The following is a 14,900-nucleotide window of genomic DNA, read 5'->3' on the forward strand; positions in this document are numbered from 1 at the left end:
CTGATCACGGCGGGGGCCTGATCATCGCACCCTCTCACCACGTGAGTTGAGATTGGAGGAGTTGTGAGACCGCTTTTGGTGCTGGCCGCGTGGGTCGCCATCACGGTCCTGGTGTGGATCATGGCGTACGTGTGGCCGCTGCTCGGCCACCTACTGGTCCCCCTCGGCGCGACCAGCATGGCGTTCGCCGTGCTGGTCGTCGGCGAGGGCGTCGCCCAGGAGGTGCGCCTCACCATCCGGATGCGCCGGTACGAGCGGCAGCGGGAGGCGTTCCTCGCCCACCGCAAGCGCTTCGAGCGCAAGGACGGCGAGTGACGCTCCTCGTCGCCATCGGGACCGTGCCAGCGTGGCACCGGGACGCCGCGTGCGGCGACCTCGGGAAGCTGTTCGCACGCAAGGCCCCCAACGACGTCGAGGCGCAGCGGAAGGTGTGCGCGGCCTGCCCTGTGCGGGGCAGGTGCCGCGCGGACGCTGCGACGAAGCGGAAAGACCAGCTGCCGGACCTGGTCGTGGCCGGGCTGACGCGGGCTGAACACCTGGGCGGCGGCCTGGTCGACGCGCCCCGCGAATGCACGAAGTGCGGCAAGAAGAAGCCGCTGACCGAGTTCGTCAGCAAGAAGCGCGGCAAGACCGGCCGGTCGTCGATGTGCAAGACGTGCACGAACGCGCGCCAGCGGGCCGCCTACCAGGCCCGGAAAACGAAATCCACTACGAAAGGAACAACCGCATGAGCGGCTCCATGGAGGACGAGCAGCCCACCGAGTACCGCAACCGCAAGAAGAAGAAACCCCGCAGGATCGACGGCAAGCGGGTCGTCAAGCGCAAGGGGAAGGAGCAGCAGATGCCGAGGCGTCAGGTCGTGTGCAGCGACAACGTCGTGGCGGTTGTGGAGGGGTACGGCGTCACGGAGGCGGACCTGGCCAGTGTCCGCGCGATGGTGCTCGGCATCCCTCTGGCGTCCATGGGAGGCATGTGATGCCGGGCGTCGACTTTCTGGCCAACGCCAGGGTGCGAGCCTTCATCACTCGCGAGGTGCTGGCGGAGCGGATGCGTCAGCACGACAAGCTCGGCCAGCAGCGGTTCCGCGACCACGGCACCTACGACAGGGCCGAGTTCGAGTTCTTGGCGATGCTCGCCCACGCCGAGCGGCAGATCAGCGCCGACCCGGAGACGAAGACGTGGCAATCGCTCCTGCTGGAGCAGGTGTACGGGGCGATGGCCGCCGACGAGCTGCCCGCGATGCGTCAGGGCCTCGTCCAGGCCGCCGCAGTTCTCATGGCGTGGATCGAGGACATCGACACCAGGCCAGCCCCGGGGGGCGGTGTCGATGGCAGTTGAGCAGGCCCGCCGCGTGACCGCGGCGACCAGGCAGCGTAAGGCGTACCAGCTCGGCATCAAGAGGCGCGTGGACGCCACCCGCGTCCGCCAGCACCTGCAGCTCCTGCGCCGCACCATGAGCGTCACCGATATCGCGGAGGCGTCCACCATCACCAAAACGTCCATCTGGAACATCCTGCTCCACGGCCAGAAGACCGTCTTCCCGGAAACCGAAGCGAAGATCCTGGCGGTGGCTCCCATCAACGGGTGGGTCTTGGTGGACTCGACCGGGACGCAGCGCCGCATACAGGCGCTCGCCACGATGGGCTGGACAGGCGAGGAGATCGGCCGCCGCGTCGCCAGGCGGCGAGGAGACAGCTGGGCGAACATCAGCCGCATCATGCAGGGGACGCGCCTCACGGCCAGTCTCGCGGCTGAGGTCAACGTCGTCTACGGAGAGTTGTGCCAGCAGGTCCCGCCCACCGACCTGGCCGCCAAGCGGGCCAGGTCGCGCGCCCAGCGCCGCCGGTGGGCGCCGCCGGCCGCGTGGGAGGCTGTCGACATCGACGACCCGGACGCCCTGCCGGACTGGGCGGCGGTCCGGTGCGAGTTCGTTGAGTGTGCCCGCCCTGTGAAGCCGGGCCATTGCCACTGCGAGGCGTGCCTGAAGCGGCTGCAGAAGCACGGCACGCTGGACGGCTACAGCCCGTTGAAGACCGGGCAGTCGCTCATCGAAGACGCGCTATGGATCTCCGAGCATGAGGGGCTGTCGCTCCGCGACGAGGACGAGGCGAAGCTGATCGCGGAACGTCTCGGCGTGACCCGCGCGGCGCTGCGGCAGGGACTCAAACGGCACAGCGCAGCAGACATGCAAGCAAAAGAGCTAGCAGAAGGAGGGGTGCAGTGAAGGGGAAGTCGCAGGCGTTCAGGCCGATCGACGCCGACCGCCACTTCGGCTGCTGTACGAAGTGCGGCAGGGTCCGGTACGGCACGAAGCGGACGGCGAAGGTTGCGGCCCGGCAGGTCCACCCGGGCCAGAACCTGCGGGCGTTCAAGTGCGGCGACTACTGGCACTACGGCCCGCACACGGTGGCGAAGAGGAACCGCCGGGAGTTCCGGGGCGCCCGGCCGACCCTCCTGATCGTCGACGAGGCCACGCGCCTGCCGTGGGAGGCGTCATGATCAAGACGCTTGGCGTCGACTTCGACGGCGTGATCCACCGCTACAGCAAGGGGTGGTTCGACGGCACCATCTACGACGAGCCGATGCCTGGCGCGTTCAACGGGCTGCGCCTCCTGATGCAGCGCTACGCGATGTTCATCCACACCGCCCGCAGTGCCCGCCAGGTGGCCGAGTGGCTGGCCAAGCACGGATTCGAGACGTGCGTCGAGGACGAGATTCACGCGCCGATGAAGTTCTGGACCGACCGCGACCGCCTGCTCGTCACGAACAGGAAGCTCCCGGCGACGGCGTACCTCGACGACCGCGCCGTCAAGTTCACCTCGTGGGAGCTCGCGCTCGCCGAGCTACTGCCGAAGGCCGCCAAGGAAGCATCCAGCGTGGGTGACGACCAGGTGTTGGTGCCGGTCGAGGACCTGCGCCGGGCCGTGCAGCTCGCGCGCTGCCACGCCGAGAGCTTCTCCTGCACCACCACCACCACTGAGGACCTGGCGGCCGTCCAGCGGCTGCTCGGCCAGGTCGGGAGCGAGAAGCGATGAAGAGATCACGCGTGATCGAGCTCGGCGCGGTCGCCGCCATCTCCGCGCTCGTCGCCGCCGGCTGCGCTGATGAGGTGACCGCGGACTGCGTGCTCGTGAAGCCGCAGCCGGACGGCAGCTACGTCGTGGTCGACGAGCGGCTGTGCAACAGCAGCAGCGGCTCGCACAGCGCGTACGTGCTGCGATACGGCGGCCACCGCGCTGGCACCGTCCTGCGGGGCGGCACGACGGTGCGGCCGAAGAACAGCCGGATCGTCACCAGGCAGGGGACGATCATCCAGCGAGGCGGGTTCGGCAAGAGCGCCACCACCGGCAAAGGCGGTGGCGGATGAGGTTCCCCAAGCGGCCGAGGGTCAGCGTCGACCAGCGGCAGGACATGGCCCGCAAGCTCCACCTCACCCTGCGCGAGAACGGGGTGCCGCCCGAGCAGACCAGGCGCATCGTGTACAGCTTCTTCTTCACGGACGTGTCGTCCTGGTGCGAGCCGGACTGGTTCACCCTGGGCTACACGGGGTGGCGGCACGCGTCCCGGGCGAAGGTGTGGACCGACCTGACGCGGATCCGCGAGCAGGTCGGCCCGATGCGGCTGATCGTCGGGTTCGACCCGACGCGGCGCACCCCGAAGGGCGGCGACATGCACGCCTACGACTGGGGTGTACAGGCGCCGGGCGTGACCGTGGAGTGCCTGCCCGCGCCGTGGCACCTGCCCGAGCTCGACAAGTCCGCAGGGCCGTACCGGAACGGCGCGATCGTGGAACGCACCCTGGCAGCGGTTGGCGACAGAGCGATGCTGGCACACCTGCACCCGAAGTCGCGCGGCGCGGCCGGCACCGCCGCGTACGCGAAGTGGCGGGGCCTGAGAGTGATCGAGGAGACGGCGATATGAGCGCCAACCCGGTGGATGACCAGATCTCGGCGGCGGCAGAACACACGGAACGCATCGTGTCTGCCATCTTCGCTTCTGCTGCTGCTCCGGTGATTGACCCGGTTGGGTGGGTGAGTAGCGTGACGAAGGACTTCCTGGCCGCCTACCTGCGGTGCCGTCGAAGGTGTGGACACCTGCAGAGCCCTCAGCCGGTGTTCGGCACGCCACAGCAGATGGGTGTCATGCGGTGCAGGGCGTGCTTCCTCTCGTACTTCGGCGAAGCTGAGGCGTTCTCGACGTGTGACCGGTGCGCCGCAACCGGCGACGGCCTGGGCGGTACCGCCGTGACGGCGGGCCCGATCCTCCTCGTGCTGATGCTGTGCGAGGCGTGCCGGACGGCGACGTTGGCCGAGCAGGAGTAACGCGGTGCTCCCCGACCAGACGTGCGTCATCGTCGACATGCCGCAGGACGAGTGCTGCACCCGGCAGACGGTGATGGTGCTGCTCATGGCGTGCGTCCACGAGCACATGGGCAACACCCCCGTGTGCCAGTTCCACGTCCAGTGCGCGGCGGACGGCGAGCTGCTGTGCCCGAAGTGCTACTCGGCGGCCGAGCATCACGAATGCCGCCTTGAGGCCTTGGCTGAGGTGATGGAGTCGGGGGAGCGCCGTGTTCTCCAAGGCTGATCTGAAGCCCTGCGGCGGGGGCCGCGGCGGTCGTGCCGGGTGCGGCAAGCCGGTTCGGTGGACGAAGACGGAAGCGGGCAGCCTGCTCGGCGTCAACCCCGCCCCGGACCCGAACGGCAACACGGCGGTGTGGCGTGACGTGACCGGGGTTCTCCGGTCACGTCGCGTCACCCCCGAGCATCCGCTTGCGCCGTGGGAGCGGCTGATGATGCCGCACGTCGCGACGTGCAAACCAGCAGCGCGGAAACCGCCACCGCCGCCACCACCGCAGCCGCCGAGGGCCCGGCCGGCGGCGGGCGCCACGTTCTACGCGGTGCTCGGCGTCGACCGGGACGTCGACCAGGCCGGGTTGAAGACGGCCTACCGGCGGCTGGCCCGGCAGCTGCACCCGGACGTCAACCCCGGTGACGAGGCGGCGGCCGAACGGTTCAAAGCGGTGACGGAGGCGTACGCGATCCTGTCGGACCCCGCCAAGCGCCGCATCTACAACTTGACCGGCCGGGCTCCGCGCCCAGGCCGGTGACTCATTTTGGAGGAAACCACATGGCAGATGACGAGAGCCGCCGCCGTCGCGGCCGGTACTACGGTGTTGAGGCCGAGGACGACCGGAGTGACCTGATATGACCGCCCTTCCCTCAAGGACGATGATGCGCGACAGGGGGAGTGGTGGCCGAAAGCCTGGTCGGGGAGGTGTGTGCCTGGTTCGAGACGCCCGCAGCGCAGGGGATGACGCAAGCGGAGCGGCTGGTGCTGGTTGTGGTCGCGGAGCGGAGCAACAAGAAGACCCGCCAGATGTGGGCGTATAAGGGTGACGGCAAGACGTTGACGGAAGTCATCGCGGCCCGGGTTGGGGTCGAGGTCGACAGCCTGACGAAGGTGTTCCGTCGTCTCGCGGCACGGGGCCTGGAGGTGCGGGTGCCGATCGCGACCAACAGCCGGGGCGAGCCGGTGTTCGCCGTCCGGGGGCGCGCCAGCGACTACGTGCTGCCGGAGCTGCCGGCGTCGGTGGAACTGCCGCCCCCACGGGCGAAGCCCGGACCACCGTCCGGGCAATGAGGAGGCGGGGGGCCTGTGGATAACTCGTCTACGGACCCCCCAAAACCGCGAGAAAGCCCGGACGAGAATCCGGGCAATCGCGGACGAGCGTCCGGGCAATCGACCGGAATGCCCGGACGAGCGTCCGGGCCCATCCCTATAGAAGCTCCCTATCTCTCCCTATAGCGACACATCCCGCCGTACGTGGCTAAGGAGGAAGGGGAAGATCACGCGACTCAGAAGACGATCAGCTCACGCAAGCACTCACGCAAGCAGGAAGGACCCCATGACCGACCAGCCCACCCTCCGAACCGCCTACGGCCCCCTCGCCGCACTCCTCGTCGAAATGCGCGCCGACTGGAACCTCGACCAGGTCATCCGCGAACTCGTCGGCTGCCCCTGGAGCCCCCGCCTCGTCCACGAGGCATTCATCGCCGCCAGAGACGACCCCAGCCAGCAGCTCCGCGTCCGAGACGCCGTCATCAAAGTCCGATCCCAGCAACAGCAGCTCACCCCCGAGCAAGTCGCCGCCTACCGCGCCCACGCCCAACGCATCATCAGCCGGCGCCCCGGAGGCGACGCATGATCCGCGCGCTGGACCCACGCTGGAGGACGGACGACTGCGCGACCCGCAGCTCCGCAGCCGGCCCCCGGCTCCCCTCCTCGTCGCTGATGGTTTTCGACCACGACGCAACCAGCACGCGAGAACACGACCAGGACCCCCCTAGAACGCACTCAGACGCAAGCTGAAGCGCTAGCACGTGAGATTCGTCCAGAGACACGTGGAGCGTGATCAACGACGCTCAACGGGCCACGTAGCGCCACGCAAGGGAAAAGACGCCACAAGGGCAGCAGCAGGCATAACACAAAAGGACGTTTGGCCAGGCCACAACGTCGGGCGCCCGGAAAATTCCTGAAATTCGGCACCGGAAAATGGTTGTCACGAAAACAGGATGACCCTAGGATAGAGACATGAAGTTAACGAGAGCGCACAGGGGAGCGGTGGCTGTTGGCGGTGCCATGCTCATGTGCGCGGCATTCGCCCCGTCCCTGGCCTGGGGGTACACCCTCGCGCCGGACCCACCGCCCACCGTGACGGCGGAACCGACCGAAACCGTGACCGCGACCGCCACCGTGACCGTTACGGTGACGGCTCCGGCCACCACCGTCACCGCCACCCCGGCGGCGTCGGTCCGGACCGTCACGCCCGAGCCGTCAGTGTCGGTCCGGACAGTGACGCCCGAACCGTCCACCTCGGTCCGGACCGTCACGCCCGCACCGGTCGTGACCACGGTCACGCCCTCGCCGTCAACGGTGTTCGTCACGACGGCACCGCTGCCCACGCTGCAAGGTCCCACGCAGCCGGGTGGCCTGCCCGCCGTGTCCGACCCGTCCGACCCGGACGTCAAGATGCCGGTAGCCATATGCGCAACCCCGCCGATCCCCGGCTTCGCATGCGTCCCGGCAACCCCCATGCCCACCGTCACCCTGACCGCTGCCCCGGCGGCCATAGACGCCCCCATGGGCATCACCGTCGGCGTCCTCGGCGTGATCGCCGTGGGCGCGGCGGGCACGGCAGTATGGCTCGTCAGGCGAAACGCACGCCACAGCCGTTCACGCAAGCAAAATCGCTTGCCTGACACCCTCCCAACCAACCCGGAGAACTGATCATGACTGAGAACACGACCGCCCCCGCCACTCCTGAGATCAAGCTCACCACCGAGCAGGCCACCCTGCTGCTGCCCGTGTTCGCGTGGCTGACTCGCGCCGAGACCCCCAAGGGCGGCTCCGCCCGTGGCACCGCTAGCTTCTGGTCGTTCGTCGGCGGGATGCGCCCCAGCATCGCCGCCCTGGTCGCCCTCCACCAGATGGAGGAGTTGGCCGGTGACGTGGTCATCACCGAGGAACTGATCGAGGTTCCCGAGATCGCCGACTACCCCGCCACGTACGTGTACGCCCAGGGCACCGGCAAGCAGGCCAAGCGTTACACCACGCTCCGCCAGTACGGGATGTACCTCCTCGCGGTGGACGCCGAGCACCCGCTGGCCAAGACCGCTGGCGCAAGCGTCCCGGACCTCACGAAGTGGATCAAGGATGTGATCCCCGACGCCATGGACCGGATCAAGGCCCAGCGTGAAGCCGCCCGCAAGGCCGCCGAGCGCAAGGCCGCCGGGGAGCTGCTGGAGAACACCATCAAGGACCTCAAGGCGGCAATCGAGGTGGCCCGTACGCACGGGCTGGACGTGACCGCCCAGGAAGCCATGCTCGCGACCTTCGAGGCCCAGCAGCAGGCCACCACCAGCAAGTAAGCACCACGCCGGGCCGCGTACCCGCGCGGCCCGGCTTCCCTCCCAACCAACCCAGAGCCGGAAGGCGCATCATGTACCGCACCACGACCCCCACCAACGAACTCATCACCGAGGCTGCCGAGGTGTACGTCCTGCTGTTGACGAACCTGTTCATCCCGGTTGGCTGCCTGGTCGCTGCGACCCAGAACCCCAAGCGTGTCGCCGTGACCTTCGACTTGGGGCACCGCTTCGCGGTGCAAGACGCGCTCGTCTTCTGGCATGAGGCCATCGCCGCACCTCTCGCCGAAGCGCACAGCGCCGCCCTGGCGCTGGAAGATGTCAGCAAGGCGCGCATGCGCAGCAAGGCGGGACCCAACTCTCTGGACGCCATGGTCGCGCGTCGCGACGTCAAGCGGCTGCGCGTCATCATCGCCGAGAGCGACGCCACGATCCGTCGTGAGCTGGTCAAGCTGCAGGAACAGCTGACCCGCAACCTGTAGCGCTCCGCGTCTCCGAACCCCGTACGCAGCCAGCGTGCGGGGTTCTTCCGTTCCCGAGTCATCGCGCGACCCCCCACCCCCCGGGGCCCCCGGGAGGGGCGGGCGCGGTGGACGTCGGGTTGCCGCGCTGGCTTTTGGTCTTTGCGTCTCTGGTCCTGGTGTCTGCCTGTCTGGTGTGTGGTGCATGGTTGGTGGTGTGTGGGTGGATCTTGGGGTGGCTGCGCGTAGGGCTGGTGTGGATCGGTCGACGGTGGGCCGGTGGGTGTCGTCGGGCCGCTTGCGGTGTCTGGTGGTTGACGAGGTGTCGGGGTTGCCGAGGGCTCGTCGGCCAGGGGAGGCGGGGGGCCTGGTGAATGTGCGGGAGTTGTTGGAGGTGGAGTTGGAGCGCCGCCGTTCGCGGGGCCGGCCTGGGCCACGGTTGCCGTCACATTCGTAGGAGCGGGGGCGTACGTTGGAGCTGTGGCGGAACGGGCACTCCAACGACGTCGGACGCGCGCCTTGTTGGTAACTCTGTCGTGTCTGTGCATTTTGGCCGGGGTGGCAGCGAACTTCGACGGAGCACCGACGCTGTCGCAGGTCCTATTCGGCCTGCTCGCGGTGATCTGTGCGGGCTTTCTTGCGGCGGTGACGCCTCCTACGGAGTTGGGTTCACCGCCGGCCTTGTCGTTGCCCGTAAAAAAAATGCCCCGGCAATGACTCTCCGTGTGTTCGCGAGAACCTAATTCGTCCTTGACGTCCTCGGCGGGCGTATCTTAAAGTGTCTGCCCCCGTGAGCGGGTTACCCGTACGCGCCCGGTAACGATCTGTTGCTGACCTGCGATTCTCTGTCATGTCGGGTTTCCAGCTGGTGGCGTCTCTCGTGGGTTCTCTCGCCTGGCCTGTGGCTGTGGTGGTGGCGGTGTGGGTGTTGCGCCGTTCGTTGGCTGCCGCGTTGGGGCGGGCAAAGCGTGTGGAGGCTGCGGGGGTGGCAGTGGAGTTGGCGGAGGTGGAGCAGGCTCGGGAGAGCGTGGAGGAGGAGTTGGCGCAGGCCGACGCGGAGGGCGCATCTCTTGAGGCCCCCGAGGTGGATGAGTTGGTGCAGAAGGCTGCCCAGTTGGGCTGGCACTTGGCGAAGTTGGGGCCGGGCACCACCCCGGATGTCGTGGTGGATCGGTCGGGGGGGAAACCGGTGGTGCGGTTGCGGGCGGAGGAGAGGTTCCGGAGGTGGCTCGCCTTCAACGCGGTGGCGCAGCGGCAGCGCCCACCCTTGTGGGTGGCAATGCACAATCAGCGCCGCCCGAGTGAGTGACGCGTGTGGGCGCGCCGGTGGGTCGGAAATACCTCTTCGCGAGTTCGTGATCAAGCCCTCCAACTCACGATAATGTCCCTTATCGTGAGTTAGAATGATCTTTGAGAGCACTTGATCACGAGCTGGCCAGAACGCTCTGAAGGCCCGCCCGGCGCCACCCAACGCCAGGGGAACGATCAACCAACACGCAAGCAGAACGGCTTACAAGATGACTGTGACCCCCGATCGCCCCGGAGGCCGAGAGGCGATCGGCGAGCTGGAACTCCACGGCGGCGGCGAGCTGGTGCCCGCCGACGACGCCGCGCTATGGGCCCGGCTCGCCGAACTCGACGCGGCGGCCGAGGCGTTCGAGCCCCGCTCGGAGAACACGCTGCGTTCGTACGCAAGCGACTGGCGGGTGTGGGAGCGGTACGTCGCCGAGGTGAGCATCCCACTGGAGGCCGGCACGCCGGGCGCGTTCCTTGGGTTCGTGATCTGGCTCGGCAAGCAGGGCAAGGCACCATCGACGATCGAGCGGAACCTGTACGGCGCGGCGGTGTCCCTGCGGGAACGCGGCGTCGCGGTGCACCCGAACGGGCCGAAAAAGGCGAAGAAGGCGGTCGACGCGCTCGCCCGCATGCTGGCCGAGGAGGGCGAGCAGCGCGGCCGTGGCCAAGCCCCGCCGCTGACGGTGATGCAGCTCCGCGCGATGTCGGAGGCGCTGCCGGACACCCTGAAGGGGAGGAGGGACCGGGCGATCCTCACGGTCGGGTTCGGCATGGCGGCGCGCAGGAGCGAGTTGGCGAACCTGCTCGCCCGCGACGTGGTGGTGACGGAGGAGGGGCTGAAGGTGTTCGCCCGGTATGGGAAGACCGGTGCCCGCTCGCCCGCGATCAGGAAAGGTGAGAACGAGTGGACGTGCCCCCGGCGTGCCTGGCTGGCGTGGGCGGCGGCTGCGGACCTCGATCCGGACGGTCCCGCGTTCCTGCGTTTCAACCGGCACAAGATGCTGGGCCCGATCAGCGCGCAGGGTATTGGGATCGCCGTCGCGGACGCGGCCGAGGCGGTGGGCCTGGAGGGCATCACCGGGCACAGCATGCGTGCCGGCCTCGCCACGGCGGCGCGGAAGGCCGGGCACGACTACAAGACGATCGCTGAGCAGGGCGGATGGTCACCGAACGGCACCGCGTTGCACGAGTACCTGCGGATCGTCGATCAGTGGGCAGACAACGCCACGGCGGGCATCGGCATGTGAGCCGTCTGGCGCACAGACGTGACCAAAGATTGCCGCTTGGGCATATTGACTACTTTACGACTATTCTACCTTTTCGTGCGCCGACGCGCGGTTTGCGTGCTGGGACTGGCAACTGCGGCAGATAGAACAGGCGTATCGCCGATGGGCTGAAGGGGATCAGGACCCTTTCCCAGCACGAGACGCCACACACTGAGAACTAGACCGAGGGTATCGACGAGTAGCGCAGCGGTGACAGCAGCAACCGTCGTCGAGCTGAAGTTCTGGTGATTAAAGATCACCCAGCCGCTAGTGAACGCGATGCCCGGCAGAAGCACCACGGATGTCCAACCCATCACAAGCTTCAAAAGAAACCAACGGCCATCTTGCCGCTTACGTTGGTCAAACGTCTCCTGCATCTGGCGAAGTTGTTCTTGTGCTCGCAACAGCTCGATCTCTTCGCCGACGACTCCACCCGACGATTCAGGAGTCATTTCGCGACCTCGCGGAGTAGATGGTCAGCCCTGTAGCGGTTAATGTGGAAGCGACTGAGATTACCAATGCTATGGCGGTCTGCGCCTCCGAACCGGCAGTGATCGACACTGCAGCTAGTATCGTGGCCACGACGCCAGCTACGAGACCGACGATGCTGGTCACCCGGGACAGTGCCCTCCAGGACTTGGCTGATGCTGCAGCTTGCTGGGCAGCCAACAAGTGCAGCTTTGCCAGCTCAACTTCAACAGTCACGCGCTCCAGGTTGACATTCGGATGCGAGACGACTCTGGTGAGGCTTTCCTGAATAAGATCCGCGACCCGATCCGGATCTCTCGCAATTTGAGCGCCGATATATTGAAACCTAGATACAAGCGGCGACAGTTCCGCGCCTCTATCCAGCATCACCGGTATTAGCCGGATATTCGGATCATTAAGTGTCCGAGCTGTTGCAGCGGCTACTTCACGATCGATCCAGGCGCTCCCCGCAGAAGACTTGGATGCGAGCAAGACGAAGGCATCAGCCTCGTCCATCATTCTTCGAAGCTCAGTGGCCCAACTCGCCCCAGCAGTGATCGCCATATCGCTTGACGTGTCGATGCCGCGCCGCCGAAGGGCCTCAGACAGCTTACGGGCATAAGGCTCATCTTCCCGTGCATAGCTGACGAAGACCTTCATTTGACCCTTCCCGCTCATATGCTGCCCGAGCACAGCCAGTCATAGGATATTCTCTCTCAACCTGCCGCGTTATGGGCTTCAACCAGAAGCGGTACGCGCGATCACCGTATCTAGACGACATAACGCCGTTTGTCATGGCAGCTAGCGCCACAACGGGCGGCCCAACGGGCCGTATCAGCGACACGCCTTGTCGGGCGCCTGCTTGCGGTACTTGACAACAGTGCATATGCTGCGCGTCAGAGTGGAACACGCATGCCAAAGTGCTTGCATGTTTGCACGCTCGCGTCTCTGAATCCGCGCGTGTTGGACGTTCACGACTGCCCGCATGCTCTGCGATCCCCCGGAGAGCTGATCTTGTCTCAGACGCTCTGAGACGCGCATAGCTGGAAGGCCCCGATCCCCGAGATGGGACGGGGCCTTCCCCATGACCACCCGACCCCGGCGCGGCCCTGCGTCCGCACGGGGGAGGCGCGGAAAACGTGCCGGGGTCGGGTTCCCCTCCACCCTCGCCTCCTGGAGGTTCCCTCATGTACTGGCACACCTCCGACAACGCAGAGCAGGAAGGCCGCCAACCTGGCCGCCTGGCCGACCGCAGCTTCTGGCTCAACGACGCGCCCCGGCTCATGCTGTGGTGTCGCCTCTTAGGCCACAAGCCGGTCGTCGACGGGTACGGCCCGGCCGGGGCCACCCTGCGCGCGGCACGCTGGGTGACGTGCGACCGGTGCGGAGTCCGTCCCGACCCGCAGGGCAACCTCGACCCGGACGAGTGGCCTGTCGGTGTGCCGTACGACGGCCCGTGGATCCCGCTGACCAGGGTCCTAGCGATGTCGGGAGCCATGTCCCTGCTGGACCTGAAAAGGCCCCCGATACACGCCAGCGACCTGGGCAAGCCCGGCCCGTTCCCGGACAAGCCGACCGGCACGATCGGCGGTCAGCTGCTGCTCGGCCGGACGTTCGGCGGGTTCTCCGCCGAGGTGAAGGTGGGCAACGCTGGCAGCGAGCACACCCTGGCCGCGCACCTGCGGATCCACCCGCTGGGCGCCCTCTACCTGCACACTGAACGGTTCGGCACCTGGCTGCAGCGTCGTCTGAACCCGACCGGCTACGACTCGCGGGTGATCAGCCTGTCGTTCGACGACTGGGCGATCCGTACGCAGCTGTGGGCGCGCCGCGGCTGCTGGTCACGCGACGACCCGTGGTGGATGCACGGCCGTGTCAGCCTCGACCTGGTGGAGAAGGTGCTTGGCCACAAGCGGTTCAGCTACCGGACCGTCGACGGGCCCGTCATGGGCTGGATCAAGATGCCCGAAGGCGACAGCCACCAGGTGCAGCTCACGCTCAAGCGGGTACGGCTCGGCCGGTCGCGCGCCGAGTGGGCCGCGAAGTACCACTGGTCGGTCGAGTGGGAGTCCGCCACGCCGATCGTCACCCGCCCAGGTAAGGGCGGCACGGTGTCGGCGTCCGTGCAGGTGCCCGACCAGGCCGTGGAGGCACGCTGCTGGGACGTCCTGGCCTGCGCGGTGGCCGCCAAGCAGCTGAGCGAACGACGCGCCGAGTACGGCTACCAGCCGGAGGCCGCGGAGTGATGGCAGCCCTCACGATCCCCGCCGCTCTGACCGTGCGCGTCGGCCCCCATGAGACAACCCTCGCCACGTTCGACCTGCCGCTCAGGGCCGAAGCCACCGACGACCCCGGCGTGACGAACCTGATCCTGGATGTCCCCGAGTTCCGCAGCCTCCTCGCCGCTTCGCTCCGCGAGGCCGCGACCGAGGTGGAGAAGATCCCCGACGACACCCCCGCGCCCCCAAAGGACCCCAGCATGAAGGTGTACGTGACCACGATCGCCCGCGTGTGCCACGAGGCGAACCGCGTCCTGCAGATCGCGCAGGGCGATCCGGCGCCGTCACCGCACTGGGCGGACGCGCCCGACTGGCAGCGGGAGTCCGCGATTAAGGGCGTCGAGGCTGCCCTGTCCGGTGCGACGCCGCAGGAGCTCCACGAGTCGTGGTGCGAGGTGAAGCGCGCGGACGGCTGGATGTACGGCCCGGTCAAGGACGAAGCCGCGAAGACACACCCGTGCCTGGTGCCGTACAGCAACCTCCCGGAAGCCGAGCGGGTCAAGGACCACCTGTTCTATGCGATCGTCTGCGCCTTTCCTGCGGCCAGGACGGAAGCGTGATGCAGCGCTACATCGAGTACATGCGGCTCCCGGACATCCCGTCCGCGATCAGGAACGCCAAGGACCACGACCTGGTCGGGATCCGCGCCTCGATCGAGACGTTCGGCTGCGTCGTCGCTGGGGAGATCGACGAACGCACCGGCCGGCTCGTCGTCGGCCACGGCCGCAAAGAGGTCCTGGCCATGATGGCCGCCGAGGGCGCCAGCCCTCCGGAGGGTGTGCAGCTGGACGACGACGGCACGTGGCTCGCGCCGATCGTCCGCGGCTGGTCGTCGAGGTCCGACACGGACGCTGAGGCGTACCTGATCGCTCACAACCGGACCGGCGAGAAAGGCGGCTGGTACGAAGACGTGTTGGCCCAGTCGCTGCTGGACATCCAGCAGGCAGACACGGCCCTGCTCGCGGCCACGGGCTACTCCTCCGACGAGCTGGCCAACCTCAAGGAAGTGCTCGCGGTGGACGCGCACGTCACGGTCGGGGTGCACGACGACGAGTACGGCGACGACGGCGGGGCCGATGACGCTGCGGACGGCCCGTCGCCGGAGGCGTTCCAGTCGTTCGACGACGACATCAGCACCGACTACCAGTGCCCACGCTGCGCGTACGAATGGAGCGGCAAGCCCCGATGACCAAGCCGCCATAC

Annotated in this window: 24 protein-coding genes; 22 read left to right on the forward strand and 2 right to left on the reverse strand. The window is 67.5% G+C overall.

Annotated features, from left to right (window positions below):
* Window positions 1-63: 63 nt before the first annotated feature.
* The 19 genes from IEY82_RS04530 (at window position 64) to IEY82_RS04620 (ending at window position 10,932) form a co-directional block, all read left to right on the forward strand.
* Complete coding sequence (locus tag IEY82_RS04530) at window positions 64-315, forward strand: hypothetical protein (protein ID WP_189122696.1); 252 nt, start codon at window positions 64-66, stop codon at window positions 313-315.
* Entirely contained in the window at window positions 312-731 is a 420-nt protein-coding gene (locus tag IEY82_RS04535; protein WP_189122697.1) for a WhiB family transcriptional regulator, read from the forward strand. Before IEY82_RS04530 ends, IEY82_RS04535 begins: the two co-directional genes overlap by 4 nt.
* Window positions 728-976 (forward strand): hypothetical protein, encoded by a 249-nt coding sequence (locus tag IEY82_RS04540; RefSeq protein ID WP_189122698.1) that lies wholly within the window; start codon window positions 728-730, stop codon window positions 974-976. The genes IEY82_RS04535 and IEY82_RS04540 overlap by 4 nt, the downstream gene beginning before the upstream one ends.
* Entirely contained in the window at window positions 976-1,338 is a 363-nt protein-coding gene (locus tag IEY82_RS04545) for a hypothetical protein (RefSeq protein ID WP_189122699.1), read from the forward strand. Before IEY82_RS04540 ends, IEY82_RS04545 begins: the two co-directional genes overlap by 1 nt.
* The gene (locus IEY82_RS04550) at window positions 1,328-2,224 is read left to right on the forward strand and encodes a hypothetical protein (RefSeq protein WP_189122700.1); all 897 of its coding nucleotides are present in this window, start codon (window positions 1,328-1,330) and stop codon (window positions 2,222-2,224) included. The genes IEY82_RS04545 and IEY82_RS04550 overlap by 11 nt, the downstream gene beginning before the upstream one ends.
* Window positions 2,221-2,499: a hypothetical protein gene (locus IEY82_RS04555; RefSeq protein ID WP_189122701.1), complete on the forward strand. Its 279-nt coding sequence runs from the start codon at window positions 2,221-2,223 to the stop codon at window positions 2,497-2,499. Before IEY82_RS04550 ends, IEY82_RS04555 begins: the two co-directional genes overlap by 4 nt.
* Window positions 2,496-3,035, forward strand: a complete 540-nt coding sequence (locus IEY82_RS04560) for a hypothetical protein (protein WP_189122702.1) — start codon at window positions 2,496-2,498, stop codon at window positions 3,033-3,035. The genes IEY82_RS04555 and IEY82_RS04560 overlap by 4 nt, the downstream gene beginning before the upstream one ends.
* On the forward strand, window positions 3,032-3,367 hold the full coding sequence (locus tag IEY82_RS04565) for a hypothetical protein (RefSeq protein ID WP_189122703.1): 336 nt from the start codon (window positions 3,032-3,034) through the stop codon (window positions 3,365-3,367). Before IEY82_RS04560 ends, IEY82_RS04565 begins: the two co-directional genes overlap by 4 nt.
* Complete coding sequence (locus IEY82_RS04570; RefSeq protein ID WP_189122704.1) at window positions 3,364-3,921, forward strand: hypothetical protein; 558 nt, start codon at window positions 3,364-3,366, stop codon at window positions 3,919-3,921. The genes IEY82_RS04565 and IEY82_RS04570 overlap by 4 nt, the downstream gene beginning before the upstream one ends.
* Window positions 3,918-4,322, forward strand: coding sequence for a hypothetical protein (locus IEY82_RS04575; protein WP_189122705.1), 405 nt, complete (start codon window positions 3,918-3,920; stop codon window positions 4,320-4,322). The genes IEY82_RS04570 and IEY82_RS04575 overlap by 4 nt, the downstream gene beginning before the upstream one ends.
* Window positions 4,323-4,326: 4 nt before the next feature.
* Entirely contained in the window at window positions 4,327-4,587 is a 261-nt protein-coding gene (locus tag IEY82_RS04580; protein ID WP_189122706.1) for a hypothetical protein, read from the forward strand.
* Window positions 4,571-5,110, forward strand: a complete 540-nt coding sequence (locus IEY82_RS40245; protein ID WP_372459686.1) for a J domain-containing protein — start codon at window positions 4,571-4,573, stop codon at window positions 5,108-5,110. The genes IEY82_RS04580 and IEY82_RS40245 overlap by 17 nt, the downstream gene beginning before the upstream one ends.
* A gap of 143 nt (window positions 5,111-5,253) precedes the next feature.
* The gene (locus IEY82_RS04590) at window positions 5,254-5,643 is read left to right on the forward strand and encodes a hypothetical protein (protein WP_189122707.1); all 390 of its coding nucleotides are present in this window, start codon (window positions 5,254-5,256) and stop codon (window positions 5,641-5,643) included.
* A 265-nt stretch (window positions 5,644-5,908) separates the two neighbouring features.
* A complete protein-coding gene (locus IEY82_RS04595) occupies window positions 5,909-6,208 on the forward strand; it encodes a hypothetical protein (protein ID WP_189122708.1) in 300 nt (99 codons plus the stop codon).
* A 416-nt stretch (window positions 6,209-6,624) separates the two neighbouring features.
* Window positions 6,625-7,290 carry a hypothetical protein gene (locus IEY82_RS04600; RefSeq protein WP_189122709.1) on the forward strand — a complete coding sequence of 222 codons (666 nt, stop codon included), beginning with the start codon at window positions 6,625-6,627 and terminating at the stop codon, window positions 7,288-7,290.
* A 2-nt stretch (window positions 7,291-7,292) separates the two neighbouring features.
* On the forward strand, window positions 7,293-7,931 hold the full coding sequence (locus IEY82_RS04605) for a hypothetical protein (RefSeq protein WP_189122710.1): 639 nt from the start codon (window positions 7,293-7,295) through the stop codon (window positions 7,929-7,931).
* A gap of 71 nt (window positions 7,932-8,002) precedes the next feature.
* Window positions 8,003-8,410, forward strand: coding sequence for a hypothetical protein (locus IEY82_RS04610; RefSeq protein ID WP_189122711.1), 408 nt, complete (start codon window positions 8,003-8,005; stop codon window positions 8,408-8,410).
* A gap of 829 nt (window positions 8,411-9,239) precedes the next feature.
* Window positions 9,240-9,698, forward strand: coding sequence for a hypothetical protein (locus IEY82_RS04615; RefSeq protein ID WP_189122712.1), 459 nt, complete (start codon window positions 9,240-9,242; stop codon window positions 9,696-9,698).
* A 214-nt stretch (window positions 9,699-9,912) separates the two neighbouring features.
* On the forward strand, window positions 9,913-10,932 hold the full coding sequence (locus tag IEY82_RS04620; protein ID WP_189122713.1) for a tyrosine-type recombinase/integrase: 1,020 nt from the start codon (window positions 9,913-9,915) through the stop codon (window positions 10,930-10,932).
* A gap of 65 nt (window positions 10,933-10,997) precedes the next feature.
* On the opposite strand, the gene IEY82_RS04625 is transcribed toward IEY82_RS04620, so the two are convergent.
* Window positions 10,998-11,402 (reverse strand): hypothetical protein, encoded by a 405-nt coding sequence (locus IEY82_RS04625; RefSeq protein WP_189122714.1) that lies wholly within the window; start codon window positions 11,400-11,402, stop codon window positions 10,998-11,000.
* On the reverse strand, window positions 11,392-12,078 hold the full coding sequence (locus IEY82_RS04630; protein ID WP_189122715.1) for a toll/interleukin-1 receptor domain-containing protein: 687 nt from the start codon (window positions 12,076-12,078) through the stop codon (window positions 11,392-11,394). Before IEY82_RS04630 ends, IEY82_RS04625 begins: the two co-directional genes overlap by 11 nt.
* Window positions 12,079-12,605: 527 nt before the next feature.
* Here IEY82_RS04630 and IEY82_RS04635 point away from each other — a divergent pair.
* Genes IEY82_RS04635 through IEY82_RS04645 form a run of 3 tightly spaced genes read left to right on the forward strand, consistent with a single transcriptional unit; the run spans window position 12,606 to window position 14,886 of the window.
* Window positions 12,606-13,664: a hypothetical protein gene (locus IEY82_RS04635; RefSeq protein WP_189122716.1), complete on the forward strand. Its 1,059-nt coding sequence runs from the start codon at window positions 12,606-12,608 to the stop codon at window positions 13,662-13,664.
* Window positions 13,664-14,257 carry a RyR domain-containing protein gene (locus IEY82_RS38880; RefSeq protein WP_225262294.1) on the forward strand — a complete coding sequence of 198 codons (594 nt, stop codon included), beginning with the start codon at window positions 13,664-13,666 and terminating at the stop codon, window positions 14,255-14,257. Before IEY82_RS04635 ends, IEY82_RS38880 begins: the two co-directional genes overlap by 1 nt.
* Window positions 14,254-14,886: a ParB N-terminal domain-containing protein gene (locus tag IEY82_RS04645; RefSeq protein ID WP_189122717.1), complete on the forward strand. Its 633-nt coding sequence runs from the start codon at window positions 14,254-14,256 to the stop codon at window positions 14,884-14,886. Before IEY82_RS38880 ends, IEY82_RS04645 begins: the two co-directional genes overlap by 4 nt.
* Window positions 14,887-14,900: the final 14 nt, after the last annotated feature.

Origin of the sequence: Nonomuraea cavernae (assembly GCF_014646355.1) — a bacterium.
GTDB classification, from domain to species: domain Bacteria; phylum Actinomycetota; class Actinomycetes; order Streptosporangiales; family Streptosporangiaceae; genus Nonomuraea; species Nonomuraea cavernae.